This window comes from Flavonifractor plautii ATCC 29863 (assembly GCF_000239295.1).
Lineage (GTDB): Bacteria > Bacillota > Clostridia > Oscillospirales > Oscillospiraceae > Flavonifractor > Flavonifractor plautii.
Genome location: NZ_JH417652.1, coordinates 18,658 through 41,146, shown reverse-complemented (window position 1 = coordinate 41,146; position 22,489 = coordinate 18,658). Strand labels below are relative to the sequence as shown.

22 protein-coding genes, 3 tRNA genes and 1 riboswitch are annotated in these 22,489 nt (G+C 63.5%); of the genes, 20 read left to right on the top strand and 5 right to left on the bottom strand.

Features of this window, described 5'->3' with window-relative positions; translation table 11 throughout:
* The first annotated feature begins 35 nt into the window (after nucleotides 1-35).
* The 4 genes from HMPREF0372_RS02280 to HMPREF0372_RS02265 all read left to right on the top strand — a co-directional run bounded on the left by HMPREF0372_RS02280 (nucleotide 36) and on the right by HMPREF0372_RS02265 (nucleotide 1,504).
* Nucleotides 36-111: transfer RNA gene (locus tag HMPREF0372_RS02280), tRNA-Phe, on the top strand.
* A 92-nt stretch (nucleotides 112-203) separates the two neighbouring features.
* Nucleotides 204-279, top strand: a tRNA-Gly gene (locus tag HMPREF0372_RS02275).
* A gap of 43 nt (nucleotides 280-322) precedes the next feature.
* Nucleotides 323-396, top strand: a tRNA-Cys gene (locus HMPREF0372_RS02270).
* Nucleotides 397-520: 124 nt separating this feature from the next.
* Entirely contained in the window at nucleotides 521-1,504 is a 984-nt protein-coding gene (locus HMPREF0372_RS02265) for a lipoate--protein ligase (RefSeq protein WP_039996528.1), read from the top strand.
* 24 nt (nucleotides 1,505-1,528) lie between these two features.
* Here the strand turns inward: HMPREF0372_RS02265 and HMPREF0372_RS18635 are convergent, their stop codons facing one another.
* From HMPREF0372_RS18635 to HMPREF0372_RS02245, 3 genes are all read right to left on the bottom strand, one after another.
* Nucleotides 1,529-3,253, bottom strand: coding sequence for a M56 family metallopeptidase (locus HMPREF0372_RS18635; protein ID WP_007488610.1), 1,725 nt, complete (start codon nucleotides 3,251-3,253; stop codon nucleotides 1,529-1,531).
* Nucleotide 3,254: 1 nt separating this feature from the next.
* Entirely contained in the window at nucleotides 3,255-3,635 is a 381-nt protein-coding gene (locus tag HMPREF0372_RS02250) for a BlaI/MecI/CopY family transcriptional regulator (protein WP_007488608.1), read from the bottom strand.
* Nucleotides 3,636-3,762: 127 nt separating this feature from the next.
* Nucleotides 3,763-4,263: an SLOG family protein gene (locus HMPREF0372_RS02245; protein ID WP_007488606.1), complete on the bottom strand. Its 501-nt coding sequence runs from the start codon at nucleotides 4,261-4,263 to the stop codon at nucleotides 3,763-3,765.
* A 142-nt stretch (nucleotides 4,264-4,405) separates the two neighbouring features.
* A riboswitch (FMN riboswitch) is annotated at nucleotides 4,406-4,542 on the top strand.
* Between the two features lie 86 nt (nucleotides 4,543-4,628).
* Here HMPREF0372_RS02245 and HMPREF0372_RS02240 point away from each other — a divergent pair.
* A complete protein-coding gene (locus tag HMPREF0372_RS02240) occupies nucleotides 4,629-5,216 on the top strand; it encodes an ECF transporter S component (protein ID WP_009257624.1) in 588 nt (195 codons plus the stop codon).
* A gap of 48 nt (nucleotides 5,217-5,264) precedes the next feature.
* Here HMPREF0372_RS02240 and HMPREF0372_RS02235 read toward each other — a convergent pair whose 3' ends face one another.
* Both HMPREF0372_RS02235 and HMPREF0372_RS02230 read right to left on the bottom strand, forming a co-directional pair.
* Nucleotides 5,265-6,395 carry a DUF4317 domain-containing protein gene (locus tag HMPREF0372_RS02235; RefSeq protein WP_007488603.1) on the bottom strand — a complete coding sequence of 377 codons (1,131 nt, stop codon included), beginning with the start codon at nucleotides 6,393-6,395 and terminating at the stop codon, nucleotides 5,265-5,267.
* Between the two features lie 72 nt (nucleotides 6,396-6,467).
* On the bottom strand, nucleotides 6,468-7,241 hold the full coding sequence (locus HMPREF0372_RS02230; RefSeq protein WP_007488602.1) for a hypothetical protein: 774 nt from the start codon (nucleotides 7,239-7,241) through the stop codon (nucleotides 6,468-6,470).
* Nucleotides 7,242-7,441: 200 nt separating this feature from the next.
* Here HMPREF0372_RS02230 and HMPREF0372_RS02225 point away from each other — a divergent pair, with 200 nt between their 5' ends.
* The 15 genes from HMPREF0372_RS02225 to HMPREF0372_RS02160 all read left to right on the top strand — a co-directional run bounded on the left by HMPREF0372_RS02225 (nucleotide 7,442) and on the right by HMPREF0372_RS02160 (nucleotide 22,406).
* A complete protein-coding gene (locus tag HMPREF0372_RS02225; RefSeq protein ID WP_007488601.1) occupies nucleotides 7,442-8,470 on the top strand; it encodes an FAD:protein FMN transferase in 1,029 nt (342 codons plus the stop codon).
* Nucleotides 8,451-8,852, top strand: a complete 402-nt coding sequence (locus HMPREF0372_RS02220; RefSeq protein ID WP_007488600.1) for a NusG domain II-containing protein — start codon at nucleotides 8,451-8,453, stop codon at nucleotides 8,850-8,852. Before HMPREF0372_RS02225 ends, HMPREF0372_RS02220 begins: the two co-directional genes overlap by 20 nt.
* 43 nt (nucleotides 8,853-8,895) lie before the next feature.
* Nucleotides 8,896-9,411, top strand: a complete 516-nt coding sequence (locus HMPREF0372_RS02215) for a Gx transporter family protein (protein WP_009257622.1) — start codon at nucleotides 8,896-8,898, stop codon at nucleotides 9,409-9,411.
* Between the two features lie 89 nt (nucleotides 9,412-9,500).
* Nucleotides 9,501-10,763, top strand: a complete 1,263-nt coding sequence (locus tag HMPREF0372_RS02210) for a polysaccharide deacetylase family protein (protein ID WP_007488598.1) — start codon at nucleotides 9,501-9,503, stop codon at nucleotides 10,761-10,763.
* A 125-nt stretch (nucleotides 10,764-10,888) separates the two neighbouring features.
* A complete protein-coding gene (locus tag HMPREF0372_RS02205) occupies nucleotides 10,889-12,100 on the top strand; it encodes an MFS transporter (protein ID WP_007488597.1) in 1,212 nt (403 codons plus the stop codon).
* Nucleotides 12,101-12,172: 72 nt separating this feature from the next.
* A complete protein-coding gene (cdd, locus tag HMPREF0372_RS02200; RefSeq protein WP_007488595.1) occupies nucleotides 12,173-12,568 on the top strand; it encodes a cytidine deaminase in 396 nt (131 codons plus the stop codon).
* Nucleotides 12,569-12,649: 81 nt separating this feature from the next.
* On the top strand, nucleotides 12,650-13,294 hold the full coding sequence (locus HMPREF0372_RS02195; protein WP_007488594.1) for a TetR/AcrR family transcriptional regulator: 645 nt from the start codon (nucleotides 12,650-12,652) through the stop codon (nucleotides 13,292-13,294).
* Nucleotides 13,295-13,384: 90 nt separating this feature from the next.
* Nucleotides 13,385-13,507 carry a lipoprotein gene (locus HMPREF0372_RS19955; protein WP_007488592.1) on the top strand — a complete coding sequence of 41 codons (123 nt, stop codon included), beginning with the start codon at nucleotides 13,385-13,387 and terminating at the stop codon, nucleotides 13,505-13,507.
* Nucleotides 13,497-14,780, top strand: a complete 1,284-nt coding sequence (locus HMPREF0372_RS02190; protein WP_007488591.1) for an MFS transporter — start codon at nucleotides 13,497-13,499, stop codon at nucleotides 14,778-14,780. The genes HMPREF0372_RS19955 and HMPREF0372_RS02190 overlap by 11 nt, the downstream gene beginning before the upstream one ends.
* Nucleotides 14,781-14,790: 10 nt before the next feature.
* Nucleotides 14,791-15,951 (top strand): DUF362 domain-containing protein, encoded by a 1,161-nt coding sequence (locus HMPREF0372_RS02185; protein ID WP_007488590.1) that lies wholly within the window; start codon nucleotides 14,791-14,793, stop codon nucleotides 15,949-15,951.
* A gap of 74 nt (nucleotides 15,952-16,025) precedes the next feature.
* The gene (locus HMPREF0372_RS02180) at nucleotides 16,026-16,229 is read left to right on the top strand and encodes a DUF378 domain-containing protein (protein ID WP_009257617.1); all 204 of its coding nucleotides are present in this window, start codon (nucleotides 16,026-16,028) and stop codon (nucleotides 16,227-16,229) included.
* 82 nt (nucleotides 16,230-16,311) lie between these two features.
* Nucleotides 16,312-16,575 (top strand): metal-sensing transcriptional repressor, encoded by a 264-nt coding sequence (locus HMPREF0372_RS02175; RefSeq protein WP_007488587.1) that lies wholly within the window; start codon nucleotides 16,312-16,314, stop codon nucleotides 16,573-16,575.
* A gap of 47 nt (nucleotides 16,576-16,622) precedes the next feature.
* Entirely contained in the window at nucleotides 16,623-19,193 is a 2,571-nt protein-coding gene (locus HMPREF0372_RS02170; RefSeq protein ID WP_007488585.1) for a heavy metal translocating P-type ATPase, read from the top strand.
* Between the two features lie 146 nt (nucleotides 19,194-19,339).
* Nucleotides 19,340-19,945: a recombinase family protein gene (locus HMPREF0372_RS02165; protein ID WP_007488583.1), complete on the top strand. Its 606-nt coding sequence runs from the start codon at nucleotides 19,340-19,342 to the stop codon at nucleotides 19,943-19,945.
* A 361-nt stretch (nucleotides 19,946-20,306) separates the two neighbouring features.
* Nucleotides 20,307-22,406 carry a methyl-accepting chemotaxis protein gene (locus HMPREF0372_RS02160; protein ID WP_039996524.1) on the top strand — a complete coding sequence of 700 codons (2,100 nt, stop codon included), beginning with the start codon at nucleotides 20,307-20,309 and terminating at the stop codon, nucleotides 22,404-22,406.
* The last annotated feature ends 83 nt before the right edge of the window (nucleotides 22,407-22,489 follow it).

Here is a 22,489-nt window from a genome sequence, read left to right as displayed (position 1 = left end):
GGTCGAGGGTTCAAGTCCCTTCCGCGTCGCCATTCGCCTCTGTAGCTCAGTTGGTAGAGCAGGGGACTGAAAATCCCCGTGTCGCTGGTTCGATTCCGGCCGGAGGCACCATTTCTCCGGTGGATACCCAAGGTATCCACCGGGGGAATCTTTCAAAAGCAGGTATCAAGCGTGTGTGATCCGCATAGAATGGATCAGGGCATGCAGGTGTAGCTCATCTGGTAGAGCGCCACCTTGCCAAGGTGGAGGTAGCGAGTTCGAGCCTCGTCACCTGCTCCATACAAAAGATAGCAGGAGCAAATCTTGCTCCTGTTATCCATACGGCGACATAGCCAAGTGGTAAGGCAGAGCTCTGCAAAAGCTCCACCCCCAGTTCAAATCTGGGTGTCGCCTCCAAAAAAGAAGCACCTGCTTTGCAGGTGCTTCTTTTTTGCAGTCTGTGGAAAAAAGTCTTAACCATAGCCTGCCGGCCTTTTTAATGGCGTCCGGCGGGAAACGCGGGAGAAAGGAAGGCGCCGCAATGATCTATCTCGAACCGCCCGGTACGGACCCCTATTTTAATCTGGCGCTGGAGGAATATGTCTTTGAGCAGATGGACCGGAGCAGGGCCTATTTTATGCTCTGGCAGAACAGCAACACCATTGTGGTGGGCAAATATCAGAACACCGCCGAGGAGATTAACCAGGCTTTTGTGGATGCCCACGGGATTCGGGTTGTGCGGCGCCTGTCCGGCGGCGGGGCGGTGTACCACGATACAGGCAACCTGAATTTTACCTTTATCGTGGACCAGGACACCGCCCCTGGCCTCAACTTCAAGATTTTTGTCCGCCCTGTGGTGGAGGCCCTGGCCCGCTTCGGCGTCCACGCCGAATTCACCGGCCGCAACGACCTGACCATCGGCGGCATGAAATTCTCCGGAAATTCCCAGTACGCCAAACACGGGCGCCTGCTCCACCACGGATGCATCATGCTGGACTCCAACCTGACCGACGTGGCCGACGCTCTGCGGGTGAGGCAGGCCAAGTTCGACTCGAAGGCCGTGAAGTCGGTGCGCAGCCGGGTGACCACCATCAACACCCACGCCCCCACCCCCATCGCTATGGAGGACTTCAAATCGGCGCTGCGGGCGTGCGCCATGGCCGGTGGAGCACTGGAGCCCTATACTCTGACCGCAGAGGATATGCTGGCCGTACAGAAGCTGCGGGACGGGAAGTATGTCACATGGGCGTGGAACTACGGCTTCTCACCCCCTTATGACATGCGGCGGGAGGCCAGGTTTCCCGCCGGGCTGGTCACCGCCCACCTGCGTGTGAAGCAGGGATGCATTCAGGCCGTCCGGTTCTACGGCGACTTTTTCGGCAGCGGGCCTCTGGAGGAGCTGGAGGCGGCCATGGCCGGTCTGCCCCTGGACGCACAACTGGCGGAGGCCCTGGCCCCGCTCCATGTGGAGCACTATATGAGCGGCATTACTGCGGAGGAGCTCGCCCGTCTTCTGCGGGGGTGAGGCGCGGGGAGCTGCCGGCGGTGGTCAGCCCTCCGCCCAGAGGGACAGCAGCTCCTCCGGGTCGGCGTACAGGGCCTGATACAGCGCATGGTACTGCTCCTGTACCCCCTCCCCCGCCTCCCGCAGGCTGGGCAGCGGGGCCTGGAGGCCATAGAGATAGAGCCAGCAACCCTCCCGGCCGCCCAGCAGGGTATCCCGGCCTGTGAGCACCTCCAGGGGTTCCGTCTCAATGTGCAGCTGCGCGATGCCGCCGCACTCCGGCCCCAAGGCCCGGCAATAGAGCAGCAGACCGCCGCCGTCCAGCGCCTGCACCGCCCCGAGGTCCGGCCAGGGCTCCGGCAGGGCCAGGGAAAAGCCCCTGGCGTCCACATAGAAGTGCTCCCGGAGCAGGGCCCGCAGGTCGATGCTCCTGCCGTGCAGGGCGGCGTCATAGGTTCCTGTCCGGCCGCCGTGGGGCGGCCACACCTCCATGGTCAGCTCGGTGAGATCCGCCGCCTGTCCCGGCGACAGATAGATGCCATAGGTCTTTTCCGCCGTCCAGTCCTCCCCGTCAAAGTAGTGGAGGCTGATTCCCCCCAGCGCCTCTGTCTCCGCCCGGCCGGCGATGTGAAGGTTCCACTCCTCCTCCGGGCCGCTGTGCTCCGGCAGGCGAAAGGAAATGCAGTATTCCAACTCGCCGGGACCTATGTCATACTCCCGCACCTCGATGCTCTCCTCCAGCGCGTCCATGGCCTCCTCCGCCGTGAGGAGCCGCTGTTCACAGGCCGCCAGTGAGGTGACGGCCAGGGCGGCAGCCAGCACGAGGCCGGCCGCCGCCGCCCCCCTTCGCCTGTGCTGGAACAGATTCGCCAGCCGCGCCCGCAGCAACCGTCCTCCCCCGCCGAAGCGGGTGGACAGGACCGGCCCCCGCCCTCCTGCGGCCAGATGCAGGAGGGCGGTGCCGTAGCGGCGGCGGAACGCTTCATCCCTCCCCCGCACCACACGGGCGTCGCAGCACAGCTCCAGGGTGCGCCCCGCCTCCCGGGCCATCCACCACACCAGGGGATTGAACCAGTGGACTGCGCAGGGCACAAACAGCAGGGCCTTGTGGGCCAGATCATGCCGCCGCAGGTGGGTCAGCTCGTGGAGGAGCACCACCTCCCGCTCGTCCGCCGGGAGGGGCCTGCCCGGCAGCAGAAGCACCGGCCTCCCAAGTCCCACCACCAGAGGGGCGTCCGCCTCCCCTGTCCTTAGCAGGCGGGGCGTACGGCGGAGTCCCAGCTCCGCCGCCAGGGCCGCCAGTTGGGCCCTCTCCTCCTCCGTGCCCGGCTGCGCGCCCCGGAGCAGACGGCGGCGCGCCAGGAGATAGGCCGCCCCCTGATAGCCCACCAGAGCCAGCCCGCCGGCCAGCCACACCCAGGCGGCCAGCTCCAGGAGCGGCAGGGGCCTCCCCTCCGGCGCGGCTGCCGGGGGTACCGCCCGGGGCGGTTCCACGCTCTCCGGCCCGGCGGGCTCAGGCACTTCCGCCGGCGCCCGAGGGGCGGCCGGCAGGGTCACAGACGAGAGGGCGGACACATCCACCGTCACCGCCGTCCACGGCAGGGAAAGCGGGACGGGCAGGGCCATCCGCAGGGCCAGTACCAGCCAGAGCACCGAAAGGGTCCCCGCAGCATAGCGGCCCCGCAGGCGGGGCGCCAGCAGCAGGAGGGGCAGCAGCACCGCCGAGCCCGTCAGCGACAGGGTGAGCACCCGTACAAACAGCGACTCCATCCTACTCCTCCCGCCTCAGCGTGCGGAGGTACTCCTCCAGCTCCCGCACCTCCTCTTCCGTCAGGCTCCCGCCGTCGTGGAGGGCGGCGGCAAACCGCCGGAGGGAGCCCGCATACAGTCTGTCCAGCACCGTCCGGCTCTCCTGCTGCTCATACTCCGCCCGGGACACTCTGGCCCGGTAACGGTTGGTCTTTCCCTCCTTGCCGCAGCTCAGAAAGCCCTTTTCCTCCAGGCGCTTGAGGTAGCTGTGCAGGGCGCTGGCAGTCAGGGGCCGCTCCAGCCGCGCCAGGATGCCGGGGGCCGTGGTCCCCTCCTCCCCGGCCTCCCACACCGCCAGCATGAGTTCCAGCTCCGACTCCGGCAAGCGTCCATTCCACTTCATCGCTGCTCCTCCTTTTCTGCATTTGCAAATCTTCCTGTTTCCATTGTAGGATCAGGGCAAAGCTCTGTCAAGCATTATTTTGCATTTGCAGAAAATAAATTCAAAAAAGGGGCGGCCTCCGGCCGCCCTATGGAATGTCCAGCGTCACCACGTCCAGCCCCCGCTTCATGGCATAAGAGATGGTATACATGGTTCCCCCCAGCATGCCGTCGTACACCGCAATCAGCATGGCCGAGTGGTCCACCAGGTAGCGATTCCGCCGGAGCATGCACCCCCGGTCGTAGTGGTGCTGGAGCATGGTCTCATTGTCGCAGCGCTCCACCAGGGAGAACCACCGTTCCCGGTCCCGCTCCCGCCAGCGGGCGGCCTGCTCCTCGCAGGGGATGACCGCCTCCACCGTCACGCCGGGGCGCCGCTCCCGCAGGGCCAGCGCCGCCTCGCAGCAGTAAAAATCCGCTCCCCGGGCCATACCGCACAGGAAATGCCGCATCCCTTTTTCGTAGGCGGCCTCCACCGCCCCGGCCAGCCTGGCCTTCAGCTCCAGGCACCGGGGATCCCCCTCGTCCTCCCGCCAGGGCAGCTTCTCCGGCCTGTGGCCGGTAAAGCAGCAGGTTGTCTCTCGGTTCATTCCGCCCCTCCGTCCTCTGAATGTTGTTCCCATTGTAGTATATCCAGAACGGCAAGTCAATGTTTATCGAACATTTGTTTTTTAAATTGGGGCTTGCATTTTTCCACTTCGTGTGTATAATAGGGATTGGAACAACTGAATGAGATGTCTTCAGGGCAGGGTGAAAATCCCGATCGGCGGTACAGTCCGCGAGCCGGAAACGGCAGACCCGGTGCAACTCCGGGACCGACAGTGACGCGCATATCCCAGGGCGCGAAGTCTGGATGAAAGAAGATGTGTTGAAATTGGGCACGCTCCTTTTGATTTTAACACCTGGAAGGCATACGTCTTTCGGGTGTTACCAAATCAAAGAGGAGTGTTTTATTATGTCCGCCAAATCCGCCCGCGTCAAGAAGCTGGCCCTGTTAGCCATGTTCACCGCCATCGGTGCTGTGCTCATCACGCTGGTGCACTTCCCCCTTTTCCCTGCCGCTCCCTTTCTCCAGTATGATCCTGCCGATGTCCCCATCCTGATCGCCGCTTTCGCCTTCGGCCCAGTAGCGGGCATTCTTGTGACCGTGCTGGCCTCGTTTATTCAGGCTTTCTTTTTGGGCGGCGATGGTATATACGGATTTTTAATGCATGTTATTGCCACCGGTATTCTGGTCACCGTAGCCAGTACACTCTACCGGAAGTTCCATACCAGAACCGGTGCGATAATCGGTTTGCTGCTGGGCACATTTGCTATGGGCGTAGGCATGATGATCGCCAACCATTTCATTACTCCATTTTATATGGGGGCCCCCACTGAGATGGTGGATGCCATGCTGGTAACCGTCATTCTCCCGTTCAATCTGCTCAAGGCTGGTATCAACTCTGTTGTCACCTTCTTGGTCTACAAGTCTGTGTCCAAGTACATCGTCCACGGCGAGGAGTTTGCCAAGGCCCCCAAGAAGGCCGCCGGCGAGATCTGAGCAGATACCAAACGCCCCGCGCCTCCCAAAGAGGCGCGGGGCGTTCCGCTATTTCGCGATATGAACCGGGACGCCATTGACCTCCACGCCCTCGTCGGCGCGGATGAGGATGTACTTGACCCCGTCGATCACCCGTGTGTCCACCAGATCGCTCCGCTCCGGGCTGACCTTGATCACCACGTCAGGAGTACACACCTCGATCTGCTTCTCCACCAGATTGCGGGGGCTGAGGGCCATATCGGCGCCGAAGGCGTCGTCATAGCGGAGGGCGAACTCCTCCACATGGGAGTCGGACACGCCGCAGGACTTGAGGACGCACTTGACCGCCCCTTTGGAGAGGGTCAGGGGCTCCGCCTCCTTCCGCTCCCTGTGCTCCTCCACCAGCTCGCAGAGCTGGTCGTGGACCGCCTGTACCACCTCACAGCTACACTCGTCGGCCAGGGTGTCGCTCAACAGGGTCTGGAACGTCTCCTTTTGCGCGGCGGCGGGCATGGGTGCCTCCCGCCGGAACACCGCCTCCACCAGCTCCGGGTGGTTCTCGCCGCTGTCCCTGGTGTAGTAGAGGGCGTTATACAGGTTGGTGCTGCGGTCGTCAAAGGCGGGAAAGAGGAAGCCCAGCTCCGGCGGGGACACCAGCCAGTCGGCCCGCCGGTTGTGGAACTCGTTCTCCCGCACGTGGTAGCTCAGGGCGGGCTTGGTCTGCTTCACCGGGCAGATGGAGCACAGCAGGTAGGAGTACACCTCGGCGGCGGCGTCCTCCTGCCGCTCCCCGTCCTTGGCGCGGTAGGGCACGTCGTAGCGGTCGTACACCAGGAGGATCAGGTAGTTGCCCTCCAGGGTAAGGGACTGGCGCACCAGTTGGAAGAATTCCTCCACCGCCTCCTCGTCCTTCAGGGCGGTGTCCCGCAGGCGCATGAGCCGGCGGTGCTCCTCCCCCTCCACCACCTGCCGGGTCTCGAAGGAGAGGTCCAGCAGGTTCTTTCCCAGAGTTCCCGACAGGGTGCGGCGCAGCAGGGCCAGCAGGGTCTCGGTCTCCTCCTGGGTCATGAGGGCCAGAGACTGGTCAAACTGGGCCACGCTCTCCCCCATCTCGTTGACATAGCACCCCCGGATGTGGGTAATACTGTTTTTCTCCGGGCGGAGCCGCCGGCGCAGCTCCCCCACCTCTTTTTCATTCATTGCAATACCTCCGGTCAAAAAAGAAGGGGCAAGCCGTCCGGCGGCTTGCCCCTTTGTCTCTTGGGCTTATCATTACATGAGGCGCACGGTATAGTATACCGCCAGGATCAGCAGCCAGGCCACCAGCACACCGTACAGCACGGCCAGCCCGCCCAGCAGCAACGCGGCGATCACCACCGCGGCCACCACGCCGCAGGTGACGTAGAGCAGGGCGTAGTTGGCGCTCTTGGGCAGCACCTCCACCCAGTTCCCCTTCAGGCGCAGCTTGCCCCCGGCGGCCTGCATCACGCGGAACACCACCACGGCCCCCACCAGGGCAACGCCCAGGACGACGGCGTAGCCATAGGCAATGGCCGGGAAGCCGAAGTGGTAGGGCACCACCTTCACACCCAGCAGGCCCAGGGCGCTGAGCACGGCGGCGAAGAAGAACTCCCGCTGGTAGAGGTAGTAGATCAGCGCCAGCACCGCCACGGCGGGCACAGCCACATACAGCAGCCGGATACCGCTCTCGTCAAAGACGCGGATTACCACGGCGCAGACCGCCAGGGCCAGCATCACGCCGGCCAGCACGGAGGACAGGCGGGTGAATTTACCGGACTTGCGGGCCGCGACCGCCCAGATCAGCAAAACGACAAAGCAGATGGGCAGGGCGATCATCAGCACGGAAAAGACATCCCGCAGGGACTTGGCCAGTTCAATCTGCTCGACAGTGTAATTGGCATATACCTTGTTCAGAAGGAGAAGCAGCGCCTCCAACACCACGGCCCCCACGATCCACCAGAGGACCTTGTTCAAAACCACGTCTTCCTGCTTTGCGCGCTGGGCTTGTTGTTCTTTCTTGTTCATGTATCCATCTCCTGTGGCCGGGCGCCCGGTTTCTATAAAAGTGCCCCTCCGCTGGGGCTGAGCGCCTCAGAGTCATCAATCTTCTATATTCTAGCAGAAAATTCGCCGCATTGCAAGTGAAGAATCCCTTTCCTCTTTCCAGCGGCGCGGAACTGTGGTAAACTGTCCTTAATCAACATCATGATTATTAGGAGTATACCATGAAACAGCGTATTTCTTTCCTCCTTGCCTGTGTTTTTCTGTGCTTGACCGGCTGCCGCGCCTCCGGGGCGGAGCAGACCTTTTTCGCCATGGACACCGTGATGTCCGTCCAGGTGTCCGGCCGCCGCGGACCCCAGGCCGTGGCGGCCGCCCGGGAAGCGGTGGAGCGGCTGGACGGCCTGCTCTCCCGCACCGACTCAGACAGCCAGATCGCCCGGCTCAACACCGCCGCCGGGGACGGCGCGGCCGTGGCGGTGGACCCCGACGTGGCGGAACTGCTGGCCTTTTCCCAGGAAATCGCCCGGCAGCTCCCAGGCGACTTTGACATCACCATCGCCCCGGTGATGGACGCCTGGGGCTTCACCACCGAGGAGCGGCACGTACCCGCGCCGGATGCGCTGGCCGCCGCCATGGCCCTGGTGGACAGCGAGGAGCTCTCCGTGGACACGGAAGCCTCTGCCGCCTCACTGGCCCGTGCTGGCATGGAGGTGGATCTGGGCGCCGTGGCCAAGGGCTTTGCGGCCCGGGAGGCCGAGGCGGCCATCCGGGATGCGGGAGGGACCTCCGCCATGCTGGATCTGGGCGGCAACGTCACGGTCATCGGCGCCAAGGAGGACGGCTCCCCCTGGCGGGTGGCGGTGAAGGACCCCCGGGACACCGGCAGCTACCTCTGCGTCCTCGCCCTGACTGACGTGACCCTCTCCACCTCCGGCGGCTACGAGCGCTATTTCGAGGAGGACGGGGTGCGCTACCACCATATCATTGACCCTGAGACGGGCTATCCGGCGGATTCCGGCCTGCTGTCTGTCACCGTTGTCTCCGCCGACCACCTGCTGGCCGACGCCCTCTCCACCGCCCTGTTTGTGGCGGGGCCGGAGGAGGCGCTGGACTTCTGGCGGAGCCGGGACGACTTCGAGCTGGTGCTTTGCACCGGCCAGGGAGAGCTCCTGGTAACCGAGGGGCTGGAGGACGTTTTTACCTTTGCCGGGGCAGACAGGGGGTATACCTATGAGATCGCCCGCCGCTGAGCGCCGCCGGCCCACGCTGCTGGACGGCGCGGCGGCCCTGCTGGTGGCCGCCGCCGCCGTGGCGCTGCTTTTTTTTCTTCAGCCGGAGGAGAGCAACTTTTTGACCGCCTCCGTCGTCTTAGAGGGTGAGACCATCGCGGAGTATGAGCTAAGCACCCTCACCGGTCCCGTCACCCTGGTGGTGGACGAGGCCCCCTATCCCCTGACGATCCAGGCCGAGCCGGGGCGCATCCGCATCGCGGAGAGTGCGTGTCCCAGCCAGGACTGCGTTCACACCGGGTGGATCAGCCGGGCCGGACAGCAGATCATCTGCCTGCCCGACAAGCTGGTGATCTCCCTGTCCGGCAGCGGCAGCCAGGAGTTTGACGCAATCAGCGGCTGAAAAGTTCCCGCTGTTTTCTCATTCTGAAAGGAGGCGCTCCCCCTTGTCCTCATCCCTGCGGCGGCTGACCCGCTGCGCGGTGCTTACCGCCCTGGCGCTGGCCCTCTCGGTGGCGGAGGGGCTGGTTCCGCTGACCATTCTCTTCCCCCTGCCCGGCCTGCGGCTGGGACTGGCCAATCTGGTCACCGTTTATGCCCTTTGCCGCCTGTCCGGGCGGGAGGCCCTGCTGATTCTGGCCGCCCGCTGCCTTCTGGGCGCCCTGCTGGGGGGCAATCTGATGGCCCTGGCCTTTTCCCTCACCGGCGGGCTGCTGGCCTTTGGCGTCATGGCCCTGCTGCTGCGGTGCAGCTTTCTCTCCCTCTTTGGGGTGTCCATCGCCGGGGCCGCCGCCCACAACACCGGCCAGATTCTGGCCGCCATGGCAGTACTGGGCAGCCGGGCCCCGCTGGTGTACCTGCCGCCCCTGCTGCTCTGCTCCCTGGTCACCGGGGCCGTCACCGGCGGCGCGTCCATGCTGCTGGTTCACCGGATTCCCCTTCCGGGTGACATAAAATCGTAAGGATTTTGTCATCCTTTTGTTGTTTCCTTTTGCCGCCCGGTGTCGTAAGATAACAGCTATAGAGATATTATGTGGGAGGAACCATACCAATGAACCATATCATGCCAAAAGCCGTTGCCCTGGCGCTGGCCTGCGCCCTGACGCTCCCCCTGGCCGCCTGCGGCGGGGACAAAACCAACCAGCCGTCCCCGGACACTACCCCTGTAGCCGCGGCCACACCGGAGCCCACCCCCACCCCCGCAGCCGACCCCTACGACGCGGTGCGCACCTACTGGAGCGCGGACCAGCTCACCCAGGCCTGGGGCCCCGACCAGGCGGTGGAGCACCTGTTTTTCCACCCCGTCATCGCCTATCCTGAGTATGCCTTTTCCGACGCAGTGCCCTACGACCGCCAGGTGGGGCTGGACGAGTGGATGGTGACCGCGGACGAGTACAAAAAGATCCTTCAGAGCGTCTACGACAAGGGCTACATTCTGGTCAACATGGGGGACGTGTGGAGTGAAGTCACCGGCGAGGACGGCGTCACCCGCATGGAGCGGAACACCCTCATGCTCCCCGAGGGAAAAAAGCCCCTCATCATCTCTTTTGATGATGTGAACTATTACGACTACATGCTGGCTGAGGGCTTCACCTCCAAGCTGGTGCTGGGGGACGACGGCCAGATCTGGGCCCAGTGCACCGATCCCAACACCGGCGAGACCTTCCTCACCCAGGATCTGGACGCTACCCCGATCCTGGACCAGTTCGTGCTGGAGCACCCCGACTTCTCCCTCAACGGGGCCAAGGCCATCTTCTCCCTCACCGGCTACCAGGGCATCCTGGGCTACCGTACCCAGAACGACATCGACATCGCCGCCGACGATCCCCGCCGCCCCGCCTTTGACGCCAACCGTCAGGCGGAGATCGAGGCCGTCAAGCCGGTCATCGAGCGGCTCAAGGAGACCGGCTGGACCTTCGGCTCCCACACCTGGGGCCACATCCGCCTGGACAGCCGCCCCCTGGAGTCCGTGCAGCGGGACACCGTCCGCTGGGCGGAGGAGGTGGGCTCCCTGGTGGGCCCCACCAACATCCTGTTCTACCCCCACGGCGGCCGCCCCGACGGGGACGACTGGCACTCCACCGGCCCGGTGTTCCAGTATCTCCAGAGCCAGGGCTTCCGCATCTTCGCCAGCGTGGGCATCAACTCCTTCTCCTACATCAAGAAGGACATTTCCGCCGTCATCTGCGACCGGCTCCACCCCGACGGCACCACCCTGCGCAACGGCAAGGCCCTGGAGTGGTACAGCCAGTTCTACGACGCGCGGGAGATCATTGATCTCGATGTGCGCCCCGACCTGGGTGTTACCTGGTAAGGGAACCTACAGCAGCGCCCCCGTCCGGCCGATGCCGGGCGGGGGCGTTTTTTCGGCTTGACTTTCCCCGGATACCGTGGTAGTATAATCACCCTTTACCGCGGCTGGGAAAGGAATGGAACGCTATGATACCACACTGGAAGCAAAAATTCGCCCTCCTCTGGACAGGGCAGGCCCTGTCCATCCTCAGCAGCATGATTTCGCAGTACGCCCTCATTTGGTACCTGACCGACCTGACCGGCTCCCCCGCCGTCCTCTCCCTGGCCACCATGGCGGCGCTGGTCCCACAGGGAATCCTGTCCCTCTTCACCGGAACCTTTGCCGACCGCTTCGACCGGCGCTGGATCATGATAATCTCTGACGGGGCCATCGGGCTGGTGTCCCTGATGCTGGCGGCCGCCGCCTTTGCCGCTCCTCTTCCGGTGGCCCCTATCCTGGCGGTGGCCGCGCTGCGCAGTGTGGGCGGCGCATTTCATGCCCCCTGCATCCAGGCTGTCACGCCCCTGTTGGCCCCTCCCGATGCCCTGACCCGGTGCGCCGGTTGGAGCCAGGGCATCCAGACCGTCTCCATGCTCCTCTCCCCCGCGCTGGCCGCCGTTCTTTATGCCCGCATCCCCCTGGCTTGGATCCTCCTGCTGGACACCCTGGGGGCCGCCTTTGCCATCGCCGGAGTACAATTGGCCCGGCTGCCCGCCCTGCGGGCCGAAGCACAGGGCCGGCCGCTCCGGCTCTGGCAGGACACCCGCGAGGGGCTCACTGTGCTGCGTTCTCACCGCTGGCTGTGGGAGCTGTCCCTCATCTGTGCCCTGTTCTCCGTGGCCTTCCTGCCGGTGTCCGCCCTGTTTCCCCTAATGAGCATGGAGTATTTCGGAGGGGACTCCGCCGCTGCCGCTCTGGTGGAAACCCTGTTTTCTGCCGGAATGCTGGCCGGATCGGTGCTCCTGGGCCTGTGGGGAGGTACCCGGAACAAAATCATCACCATGACGGCGGCAGTGCTGGGACTGGGGCTCACCCTGGTGCTGGCCGGCTTGCTGCCCCCCTCCGGCTTCCGGGCGTTTGCTGGCCTGTCCCTGCTGATGGGCCTGTCCGCTCCCTTTTTCAACTCGGTGTTCATGGCCCTGATCCAAACCAAGGTGGAGCCGGAGTACCTGGGCCGTGTGCTGGGCCTCACCGGGGCCATCATGACACTGGCCTCCCCCCTGGGGCTGGGACTCACCGCCCTGTTCGCCGATGCCACCGGCGTTCCCCTCTGGTTCCTGCTGGCCGGGGTAATCACTCTGACCTGCGGCGGGCTGATGCTCCTGCTCCCGTCGGTGCGTACCTGTGGCCGTCCGTGATTGCGCTGACACGGAAAACGTGGTATAATGGCTTACACCTTTTATACCACGTTTTGATAAGGAGGTTTCCCTATGACCGACCAGGAACTGGTGGAGCTGGCCTTTACCATGCTGGAGCGCTCCTATGTCCCCTACTCCCATTTCCCGGTGGGCGCAGCCCTGGAGTGCGCCGACGGGACGGTGTTCACCGGCTGCAATGTGGAAAACGCGGCCTACGGCTCCTCCATCTGCGCTGAACGCACCGCCTTGGTGAAGGCGGTGAGCGAGGGGCACCGGGACGATTTCACCCGCATCGCCGTGGTGGGCAACTCCACGGAGCCCTGCTGGCCCTGCGGCGCATGCCGCCAGATGCTCTATGAGTTCGCCCCCGGACTCACCGTACTGGTGGCGCAGAGGGATCACAGCTTCGTGAAGCTGCCCCTGTCGGAGCTGCTGGCCCACGGCTTCGGCCCCAAGTCTCTGGGGTAAGTTCCGCGCCCCTCTTGACAGAGGGGCGCGGTTGTGCTATTTTAAACATACCGACGGTATGTATGCAAAGGAGGGGGCCCCATGGCCCGCAACAAGCATCCAGAGGAGACCGTGGCCAAAATTCTGGACGTGTCCATGCGCCTGTTCACCGAGCAGGGCTACGAGCACACCACCATCCAGGACATTGTGGACGCCCTGGGCATGTCCAAGGGGGCCATCTACCACCACTTCAAGTCCAAGGAGGATATCCTGGACCGGATCAACGACCGCTACTACGAAAACCTGGAGTGGTTCTCCGACCCCGCCAAGCTTCCCGGCCGGAACGGCTTGGAAAAACTGCGCCACGCCTTCCGCCACTTTCTCACCGACCCGGCCAAGCGGGAGGTAGACCGGCTGGCGATCCACCACATTGTAAAGAACCCCAAGATTGCCCTGCTCACGCTGGAATCCACCTTTCGGGACGCCGCTCCCTATGTGGAGGGGATGATCCGGCTGGGCATGGCCGACGGGTCCCTGCCCGGCGTGACCCACCCCCACGAGATCGCGGAGGTGCTCATGCTTCTGACCAACGTGTGGACGGGTATGTTCCCCGGCAGCCGGGAGGAGTTCGCCGCCAAGCTGCGCTTCTGCGGGGAATTTCTGGACCGCTTCGGCCTGCCCGTGCTGGACGAGGCCCTCCAGGCCGACGCGCTGAATTACTATGACCAGGTGCTCCAGGACGATTGAGCCGCCCGCTCCTCCACCGCCCCTGCGGGGGCGGTTTTTCCGGGCAAGATACATACCAACCGCCGGTATTAAAAAGAAAGGTGGATCTCTATGAAGAAAACATGGCTTCTCCCCGCCCTGGCCCTGGCGGCCCTCGCCGCCTGCGTTCTGCTCCGGACGCGCCGCTCAGACGGCGCGCCCGCCGCCCGAAAGGAGCCGCCCTATGCGCTCTGACCGCCTGTTTTCCCGCGACTTCACCCTCATGATCCTCGGCCAGATCATCTCCCTGTTCGGCAACGCCACCCTCCGCTTCGCCCTGTCCCTCTATGTGCTGGACACCACCGGCTCCGCCGCCGCCTTCGGCGGCATCCTGGCCGTGTCCATGGTACCCACCATCCTCTGCTCCCCCCTGGGGGGCGTCCTGGCCGACCGCGTCCCCCGGCAGCGCATCATGTGGGGGCTGGACTTCTTCACCGCCGCCCTGGTGCTGGGGTACGGCCTGTTCTTTGCCAGCCGGGGCACGGTTCTGGCCGTCGGGGTGCTGATGGTGCTTCTGGCAGCCATTCAGGCCCTCTACCAGCCCTCAGTGCAGGCCAGCATACCCGCCCTGGCATCGGAGGAGCACCTGCCCGCCGCCAACGGCGTGGTGGCCCAGGTACAGGCCCTGGCCAATCTGCTGGGCCCCATCCTGGGCGGTATGCTCTACGGCTGGGTTGGCCTGCTCCCCATGGTGGCGGTGGGCGGGGCCTGCTTCTTCTGCTCGGCTGTGATGGAGCTCTTTCTCCGCATCCCCTTCCAGCGCCGAACCCTCGCCGGCCCGCCGCTGGCCGCCCTGTGGAGGGATCTCCGGGACGCGGGCCGGTTCCTGACCCGGGAGCAGCCCGGCCTGCTGCGGGTGCTGGCCCTGGTGGCCCTGCTCAACCTCTTCCTCTCCGCCCTGCTGGTGGTGGGTCTGCCCTATCTGGTGAAAATCAGCCTGGGCCTGTCCTCCCTGCACTACAGCTTTGCCGAGGCCGCCCTCAGCCTGGGCTCCATCGTGGGCGGGCTTCTCTCTGGGCTGGTGCTCCGCGGCGCGGATATCCGCCGGGCCTGGCGGTTTCTGCTGGGCACCTCCCTGCTGCTGCTCCCCATGGCCCTGGCTCTGGCGCTGGGAATTCCGTCCCTGGCCGCCTATGGAGTCATCCTGGTCTCTGTTTTGCTGGGCATGGCCTGCGCCATGCTGTTTACCGTCTCTGCCCAGACCTATCTTCAGCGGGCCACGCCGCCCCACCTGCTGGGCAAGGTGGCCTCCTTTGTGGCAGCTATTTCCACTTGTGCCATGCCTCTTGGGCAGGCCTTGTACGGCCTGCTGTTCGATGCCCTTCAGGCCCACGTCTGGGTGGTTGTGGCGCTGGGCATGGGGGCCAGCCTGCTGGTGACCTTTTCCTCCGTCCGGGCCCTGGGCCGCCTCCCCGCCCTTGACGAAGCCCCCTCCGGCGGGTATACTGAACAGAGTTTGGATTCCTAGGAGGGGTTTCATGGAGGGCAACCGGGTCTATCTGGCCGCCTGTCCGGACTACGGACAGGCGGAGGCAAAGCTGCGTGAGGCGGTGGCCGCCTTGGGCGGGATGGAGCGCTTCGTCCGGCCGGGGGAGCGCATCCTGCTCAAGGCCAACCTGCTCCGGGCCGCGCCGCCGGAGAGCGCCATCTGCACCCACCCGGCGGTGGCTGCTGCGGCGGCGAAGCTGGTGGCGGAGGCGGGGGGCACGGCGGTGATCACCGACAGCCCCGGCGGGGCCCTCCACAAGGAGGCCGTCCTGCGGGGCCTGTACGAAAAGACCGGCATGGCCCAGGCCGCCGCCGCTTCCGGGGCGGAGCTGTGCTATGACGCCTCCACCCGCACGGTGTCCCTCCCTGCGGGACGGGTTCTCAAGCAGGCGGAGGTGATCGCCCCGGTGGCGGAGGCCGACGGGGTGTTTGACCTGCCCAAGCTCAAGACCCACGTGCTTATGAGCATGACGGGAGCGGTGAAAAACCTGTTCGGCGTGCTCCCCGGCCTGTCCAAGGTGGGCTACCACGCCACCCATCCCAGCCAGGAGCAGTTTGCCGACGTGCTGCTGGATCTGGCGGAGTACGTCAGGCCCCGGCTGAGCATCATGGACGGGGTGCTGGCCATGGAAGGGGACGGCCCCGGCGCCTCCGGCACCCCCAGGCACGCCGGAGTGCTGCTGGTGTCCGACAGTCCCCTGGCCCTGGACGCGGCGGCCGCCGCCCTCATCGGACTGCCCCAGGCCTCCAATCCGGTTCTGCTGGCCGCCCAGCGCCGGGGGCTGAAGCCTAGCCGCATCGAGGAGGTGGAGCTGCTGGGCGAGCCGCTGGAGGCCCTGCGGATGGACGACTACCGCTTCCCCAGCCGCATCAAGGGCAACCTGATGGAGTTTCTGGGGCCCCTGGCCGGGCCCGCCGGCAAGCTGTGCAAGAGGGTGCTCTCCCAGACCCCAAAGATCCGCACCAACGCCTGTGTGGGCTGTGGCATCTGCAAGAGCGCCTGCCCGGGGAAAGCCATCTCGATGGACGGCCCCGGTGGAAAGGCCCGCATCGACCCCAGGGCCTGCATCCACTGCTACTGCTGCCACGAACTCTGCCCCCAGAAGGCCGTGGCCCTCCGGCAGAACTGGCTGGGCCGTTATTTGAAATAAAATGGTTTTGTATGATTTTCTTCTCACCGGAGATACTAGTCACGGTATCTCAATGTGAGGAGGCAGTACAACCCATGATTTTAGATAAGATTGCCCTGATTCTCGCCATTATCGGCGGGCTGAACTGGGGCAGCATCGGCCTGTTCCAGTTCGATTTCGTCGCCGCTCTGTTCGGCGGACAGGACAGCGCTTTCAGCCGCGTGATCTTCGCGCTCGTGGGCCTGGCGGCGCTCTGGTGCATTTCGCTCCTGTTCCGCGACACCCACGGCAAGGAATAAAAAGCCAAGGCCCTCTGAACAAGAGGGCCTTGACTTTTTTTACGCTTTGCCATATACTACACCCCAGGGGGGTGTTAACCGCATGATGGCAGATGAAAAGAAAGTCCTCCGCCTCCTCAAGACCGCCCGCGGGCAGATGGACGGCATCATTAAGATGGTGGAGGAGAACCGCTACTGCATCGACATATCCCAGCAGCTCATGGCAACCGAGGCCATTCTCAACCGCGCCAACAAGGAAATTTTGGCCGCCCACCTGAAGCACTGTGTGCAGGAGGCCGCCAGCGATGCCGAGCGCGGACAGAAGATCGATGAGTTCGTGGCCACCCTGGGCCGTATTTTGAAGTAGGGGCGGCCCTTGAACCCTCACGCACATTAGAAAGTCTGGTGAACCCTATGAAGCAGAAATTCAATGTTACAGGCATGACCTGTTCCGCCTGCTCCGCCCACGTGGAGAAGGCGGTGCGCCAGGTGGAGGGTGTGGACAGCGTCAGCGTCAACCTCCTGGGCAACTCCATGCTGGTAGAGTACGGCGGCAAGACCGGGCCGGAACAGATCATTCAGGCGGTGACGGACGCCGGGTACGGCGCCTCCCTCCCCGGCCCCGCCGGGAAGGCCGCCCCGGCCGCCCGGCCCGCCGACGCCATGGAGGAGGAGCTGGCAGGGATGAAGCGCCGCTTCCTCACGTCCTTAGTGTTTCTGGCGCCCCTGTTCTACATCGCCATGGGGCACATGATGGGCTGGCCCCTGCCCGCCTTCTTCCACCAGCCGTCCAACGCCCTGGTGGTGGCCTTCCTCCAGTTCCTGCTCACCCTGCCCATCCTGTATATCAACCGCAAATACTATACGGTGGGCTTCAAGACCCTGTGGCACCGCGCGCCCAACATGGACTCACTCATCGCCCTGGGCTCCTCCGCCGCGGTGCTCTACGGCGTGGCGGCCCTGTTCCTCATCGCCTGGCACCTGGGCCGGGCGGCCTATGGCGCGGGCGACGCGGCCGCCGAGCTGGCCCAGGTGGAACACTGGGCCATGGATCTCTACTTTGAGTCCGCGGGCATGATCCTCACCCTGATCACCCTGGGCAAGTGGCTGGAGACCCGCTCCAAGGGCAAGACCAGCCAGGCCATCACCCGCCTGATGGATCTGGCCCCCAAGACCGCCATGGTGCTGCGGGACGGCGCGGAGGTAGAGGTACCCGTGGAGGACGTGGCGGTGGGCGACCTCATCGTGGTCCGCCCCGGCGGCCGCATCCCGGTGGACGGGGTGGTCACAGAGGGGGCCTCCTCGGTGGATGAGTCCGCCCTCACCGGCGAGAGCCTGCCCGTGGAGAAGCTGCCCGGCGCCAAGGTGGCCGCCGCCTCCATCAACAAGTCCGGCTCCTTTACCTTCCGGGCCACCCGGGTGGGGGAGGACACCACGCTGGCCCAGATGATCCGTCTGGTGGACGAGGCGGCCTCCTCCAAGGCCCCCATCGCCAAACTGGCCGACAAGGTGGCGGGGGTATTCGTCCCCGTGGTCATCGCTATTGCCGTCGTCACCGCCGCTGTTTGGCTCATCGCCACCGGCGGGGACGTGACCCGGGCCCTCACCGCCGGGGTGGCGGTGCTGGTCATCTCCTGCCCCTGCGCCCTTGGATTGGCCACCCCCGTGGCCATCATGGTGGGCACCGGCAAGGGCGCGGAGAACGGCATCCTGATCAAGTCCGCCGAGGCGCTGGAGACCCTGCACACCATCCAGACCGTGGTGCTGGACAAGACAGGCACCCTCACCCAGGGCAAGCCGGTGGTCACCGACTGCCGCCCCGCCCCAGGTGTGACGGAGGAGGAGCTTCTGTGCCTGGCCGCCTCCCTGGAGAAGCCCTCCGAGCACCCCCTGGCCGACGCCATCACCGCCGAGGCTCAGGCCCGGAACATCCCCCTGGCCCCTGTGGAGGACTTTCTGGCCACCCCGGGCCGGGGCATCCGCGGCGTCATCCAGGGCCAGCGGCTCCTGGCGGGCAACCGGGCCATGCTGGAGGAGGCCAGCGTCCCGCTGGACGGCTTCGACGCGGTAGCGGAGGGGCTGGCCCAGGCGGGCAAGACGCCGCTGTACTTCGCCGGGGACGGCCGGATGCTGGGCGTGGTGGCGGTGGCCGACACCCCTAAGCCCACCAGCGCAGAGGCTGTCCGCGCCTTCCAGGCCATGGGCATCGACGTGGTCATGCTCACCGGCGACAACGCCCGCACCGCCGAGGCGGTGGGCCGCCAGCTCGGCGTGAACCGGGTGGTGGCAGAGGTGCTGCCCCAGGACAAGGAGAAGACCGTGGCAGAGCTCCAGGCCCAGGGCAAGCGGGTGGCCATGGTGGGCGACGGCATCAACGACGCCCCCGCCCTGGCCCGGGCCGACGTGGGCCTGGCCATCGGCGCGGGCACCGACGTGGCCATCGAGTCGGCCGACGTGGTGCTCATGAAGAGCGATCTGCTGGACGCGGTCACCGCCGTCCAGCTCTCCAGGAAGGTCATCCGCAACATCAAGGAGAACCTGTTCTGGGCCTTCATCTACAACATTATCGGTATACCCCTGGCCGCCGGGGTGTGGTATCCCCTGTTCCAGCTCCAGCTCTCCCCCATGTTCGGCGCGGCGGCCATGAGCCTGTCCTCCGTGTGCGTGGTGTCCAATGCCCTGCGCCTCAAGTTCTTCCGCCCGGAGCGCCGGGAGTCCCCCGCCGCCCCGGTTTCAGAAGGAACCCCCAAATCTGTGGAAACGAAAGGAACGAGTGCTATGACCAAGACCATGAGCATCAACGGCATGATGTGCGCCCACTGCCAGGCCCACGTGGAGAAGGCCCTCAACGCCATCGACGGCGTGGAGGCCAAGGTGAACCTGGAGGCCAAGACCGCCACCCTTACCCTGTCCAAGGACGTGTCCGACGACGTGCTCAGGGGCGCTGTCACGGAGGCGGGCTACGAGGTGGTCTCCATTCAGTAACAGCCCTCCCAGGAAAAGGGCCCGGTGCAGACTGCACCGGGCCCTTTTTTGGTATTTTCATTTGCTTTTATAGTTCCTGGTATGTGGGCACATTCTCCTGTTTTCGATAAAATAAAAGTTTCAGATCAAAAAAAGGAGGACGGAACGTGGCTGGAACAATCTACGGCTATATCCGAGTCAGTACCCGGGAACAGAACGAAGACCGGCAGCGGCTGGCTCTGGCTGCCCTGCCGGTGCCGGAGGAGAACATCTATATGGACAAGCAGTCCGGCAAGGACTTTGAGCGCCCCCAGTACCGACGGCTGGTGCGCCGCCTGCGGCGGGATGATCTTCTGTATGTCAAAAGCATCGACCGACTGGGGCGCAACTACAGCGAGATTCTGGAACAGTGGCGGATGCTCACCAAGGAAAAGGGCGTGGACATCGCCGTACTGGACATGCCCCTTCTGGACACCCGGCGAGGCAAGGATTTGATGGGCACCTTTCTCAGCGACATTGTGCTCCAGGTGCTCTCCTTCGTGGCGGAAAACGAGCGCGACAACATCCGCCAGCGGCAGGCGGAGGGTATCGCGGCAGCCAAGGCCCGGGGCGTACGCTTTGGCCGCCCTCCCCTTCCCCTCCCAGACAATTTCCACATGCTCCATCAGGCCTGGCGGGGCCAAAAAATAACACTCCGACAGGCGGCCAGGGCCTGCGGAATGCCCACAGGGACCTTCTATTCCAAGGCAATAAAACTGGAAACACCGGACTAAACAAATGGAGGTATTTCCGAAAATTTGAAAACCTGTACTTTTTTAAAAATTTAACTCTGTCCCCATATTTCTGAATATGCTGCGTGTTTTACAAGAAATCAATTAGCAGCAACAAGTTATTTAAATCATAAAATGAAGCTGAAAAAGCACACTTTTTCAAACAATTAAAGCTGGTTTTGAGATTCTCTGTTCTCCAATCTTTAATCGGAGCAATCTGGGTTCAAATTAAGCCTTTGCTACAATTTTTTTAATTTTAAAAGGTACACGTTTTCAAACAGAAAGGAGGGCGCGGCGCAGCAGCCAATTCGCGTTCAAGGATGCATCTGTTATGAGAGATAGAGAATAAAGGAGAACATACCTTATGAGAACACAGGAAAAGCGTGCAACACGGTTTCGCTCCATCCAGACCTCACTTATATTCGTTATCGTACCGGTAGTTATTATATCCATGGCAGTCCTCTCGCTGATGGGATACCTGAGCTCCAAGGCCATCATCCAAACCAGCGCAGGCAACGAAATGTCCCAGTGCCTTTCGGTAGCCATGGGTTCCATCGAAATGTCGCTGTCCAATAACCGCATGGTTGCTGAAACTATGGCGCGCGGCGTGGAGGCTGTCCAAAGGCAGGCTGTAAAGGGGGAGCAGACCGCGTCAGATTGGGATGCGGCAGCCTATCAGGAAATTCTGACCTCCTTTGTGGGGAGCAACCCGGAGACGTTCGGCGGCGGGATTTGGTTCGAGCCCTACCAGTACCGACCGGAGCAGCGGTATTTCTCTCCCTATTGCATGCGCCAGAATGGAGCCGTCACTTATGTAGACAACTATTCTCTGGGGGAGGGCGTCTATTATACCGACCAGGATTGGTACACAAACGCCGCCAATACCACTCAAAAGTCCGTTTGGTCTGCTCCATATTACGATGAATTTGCCCAGATTTCCATGGTGACCTCCTCCGCACCGATCTACGACGAGACCGGCCGCCTGCTGGGAGTCGCCACAGCGGATATTGACCTGACTCAGATGCAGCAGATGGTGCTCTCGCTGGACGTTGTGGCCAACGGCCGTGCCTTTCTGATTGATGATACTGGGGTATACATTGCAGACGAGGACAGCGAGAAGCTCCTGTCCGCCAACATATTGGAGGATGACAACCCTTCATTCGCCGCGCTTGGGCGGCAGATTCTGAGCCAGCAGGAGGGCTCCGGCAGCTACACGGCAGACGGTCAAACCTATCTGGCCTGGTACCGCCAGATCCCGGACAGCGGCTGGTATATCGTCACCACAGCCTCGGAGCAGGAGCTGATGGCGGACGCCCATACGCTTGGCATCACGCTTTCCATCCTGTGCGCGGTATTTGCCGCCCTTCTGTTTTTCATCCTTCTGGCCTATCTCCGGCGGAGCATCGTCCGGCCCCTCCACACCCTCCAGGCTACCACACAGAAAATCGCGGACGGAAACCTGTCTGTGGAGATCCCGCGCAATTCCAAATATGAATTTGGGGCTGTAAGCCTTTCCCTGGAGCAGATGGTGGAGCGGTTAAGGCTGTATATTGATTACATCTCCGAGATATCTGCTGTTCTGACCCAAATGGCGGACGGAGACTTTTCCTTTGCCCTCCAGCATGATTACGCCGGAGAATTCTCCTCCATCAAGGAGGGGCTCCTCAACACGAGAGGCCGGGTATCCGATGCACTGAAATCCATCGCGTCGTCTGCGGACCAGGTGAGCTCCGGAGCAGAACAAATTGCCATCAGCGCCCAGTCCCAGGCGCAGGGAGCCACCGAGCAGGCATCCAGCGTCCAGCAGTTGGCTGCCATGATGTCGGAAATGGAGCACGATGTCGATCTGAACACGGAAAAAATCACTGAGGTCAACCAAAAAATGCAGGAGGTTTCACAGGAGGTTCAGGAGGGCGGCCGCAAAATGGAGCGCATGCTGACGGCTATGGATGAGATCACCTCTACCTCCAATGAAATCGGGCAGATTGTCAAAAATATTGAGGATATCGCCTTCCAGACCAATATTCTCGCCCTGAACGCGGCGGTAGAGGCCGCCCGTGCCGGCAGCGCCGGAAAAGGCTTTGCAGTGGTGGCGGACGAGGTACGGAGCTTAGCCGGCAAGACCGCAGCGGCATCCAAGGAAACTGCGGAGCTGATCGCCAATGCCCTCTCAGTGGTGGAGAAGGGCAAGGCTCTCGCCGATGAAACCGCCGCTTCCTTCCGACTCGTCACCCAAGGGGTTACCCTGGCGTCCGACAGCGCCCAGGTCATCAGTGAGCTCTCCCAACAGCAGAAGTCTTCCATTCACCAGGCCAAGGCAGGATTTGACCAGATCTCCAGTGTTGTACAGACCAGCTCCGCTACGGCGGAGGAGAGCGCCGCCGCCAGCGAGGAGCTGTCCGGACAGGCTGAGCTGTTGAAGGAGCAGGCTGCGAAATTCAGGCTGCATACCGAGGAACTGTAACCGTCCTTCCCCCGCCGGAGTCTTGTGGCAGGCTGTACAGACCCTCCCTCCCCTTCCAGAACTTCTGCATTGAAATGCTCCTA

Excerpts from the sequence above, each read along its gene's own strand:
- HMPREF0372_RS02265 (WP_039996528.1), top strand. The coding sequence starts at position 521 with ATGATCTATCTCGAACCGCCCGGTACGGACCCCTATTTTAATCTGGCG.
- HMPREF0372_RS18635 (WP_007488610.1), bottom strand. The coding sequence starts at position 3,253 with ATGGAGTCGCTGTTTGTACGGGTGCTCACCCTGTCGCTGACGGGCTCG.
- HMPREF0372_RS02250 (WP_007488608.1), bottom strand. The coding sequence starts at position 3,635 with ATGAAGTGGAATGGACGCTTGCCGGAGTCGGAGCTGGAACTCATGCTG.
- HMPREF0372_RS02245 (WP_007488606.1), bottom strand. The coding sequence starts at position 4,263 with ATGAACCGAGAGACAACCTGCTGCTTTACCGGCCACAGGCCGGAGAAG.
- HMPREF0372_RS02240 (WP_009257624.1), top strand. The coding sequence starts at position 4,629 with ATGTCCGCCAAATCCGCCCGCGTCAAGAAGCTGGCCCTGTTAGCCATG.
- HMPREF0372_RS02235 (WP_007488603.1), bottom strand. The coding sequence starts at position 6,395 with ATGAATGAAAAAGAGGTGGGGGAGCTGCGCCGGCGGCTCCGCCCGGAG.
- HMPREF0372_RS02230 (WP_007488602.1), bottom strand. The coding sequence starts at position 7,241 with ATGAACAAGAAAGAACAACAAGCCCAGCGCGCAAAGCAGGAAGACGTG.
- HMPREF0372_RS02225 (WP_007488601.1), top strand. The coding sequence starts at position 7,442 with ATGAAACAGCGTATTTCTTTCCTCCTTGCCTGTGTTTTTCTGTGCTTG.
- HMPREF0372_RS02220 (WP_007488600.1), top strand. The coding sequence starts at position 8,451 with ATGAGATCGCCCGCCGCTGAGCGCCGCCGGCCCACGCTGCTGGACGGC.
- HMPREF0372_RS02210 (WP_007488598.1), top strand. The coding sequence starts at position 9,501 with ATGAACCATATCATGCCAAAAGCCGTTGCCCTGGCGCTGGCCTGCGCC.
- HMPREF0372_RS02205 (WP_007488597.1), top strand. The coding sequence starts at position 10,889 with ATGATACCACACTGGAAGCAAAAATTCGCCCTCCTCTGGACAGGGCAG.
- cdd (WP_007488595.1), top strand. The coding sequence starts at position 12,173 with ATGACCGACCAGGAACTGGTGGAGCTGGCCTTTACCATGCTGGAGCGC.
- HMPREF0372_RS02195 (WP_007488594.1), top strand. The coding sequence starts at position 12,650 with ATGGCCCGCAACAAGCATCCAGAGGAGACCGTGGCCAAAATTCTGGAC.
- HMPREF0372_RS19955 (WP_007488592.1), top strand. The coding sequence starts at position 13,385 with ATGAAGAAAACATGGCTTCTCCCCGCCCTGGCCCTGGCGGCCCTCGCC.
- HMPREF0372_RS02190 (WP_007488591.1), top strand. The coding sequence starts at position 13,497 with ATGCGCTCTGACCGCCTGTTTTCCCGCGACTTCACCCTCATGATCCTC.
- HMPREF0372_RS02185 (WP_007488590.1), top strand. The coding sequence starts at position 14,791 with ATGGAGGGCAACCGGGTCTATCTGGCCGCCTGTCCGGACTACGGACAG.
- HMPREF0372_RS02180 (WP_009257617.1), top strand. The coding sequence starts at position 16,026 with ATGATTTTAGATAAGATTGCCCTGATTCTCGCCATTATCGGCGGGCTG.
- HMPREF0372_RS02175 (WP_007488587.1), top strand. The coding sequence starts at position 16,312 with ATGATGGCAGATGAAAAGAAAGTCCTCCGCCTCCTCAAGACCGCCCGC.
- HMPREF0372_RS02170 (WP_007488585.1), top strand. The coding sequence starts at position 16,623 with ATGAAGCAGAAATTCAATGTTACAGGCATGACCTGTTCCGCCTGCTCC.
- HMPREF0372_RS02160 (WP_039996524.1), top strand. The coding sequence starts at position 20,307 with ATGAGAACACAGGAAAAGCGTGCAACACGGTTTCGCTCCATCCAGACC.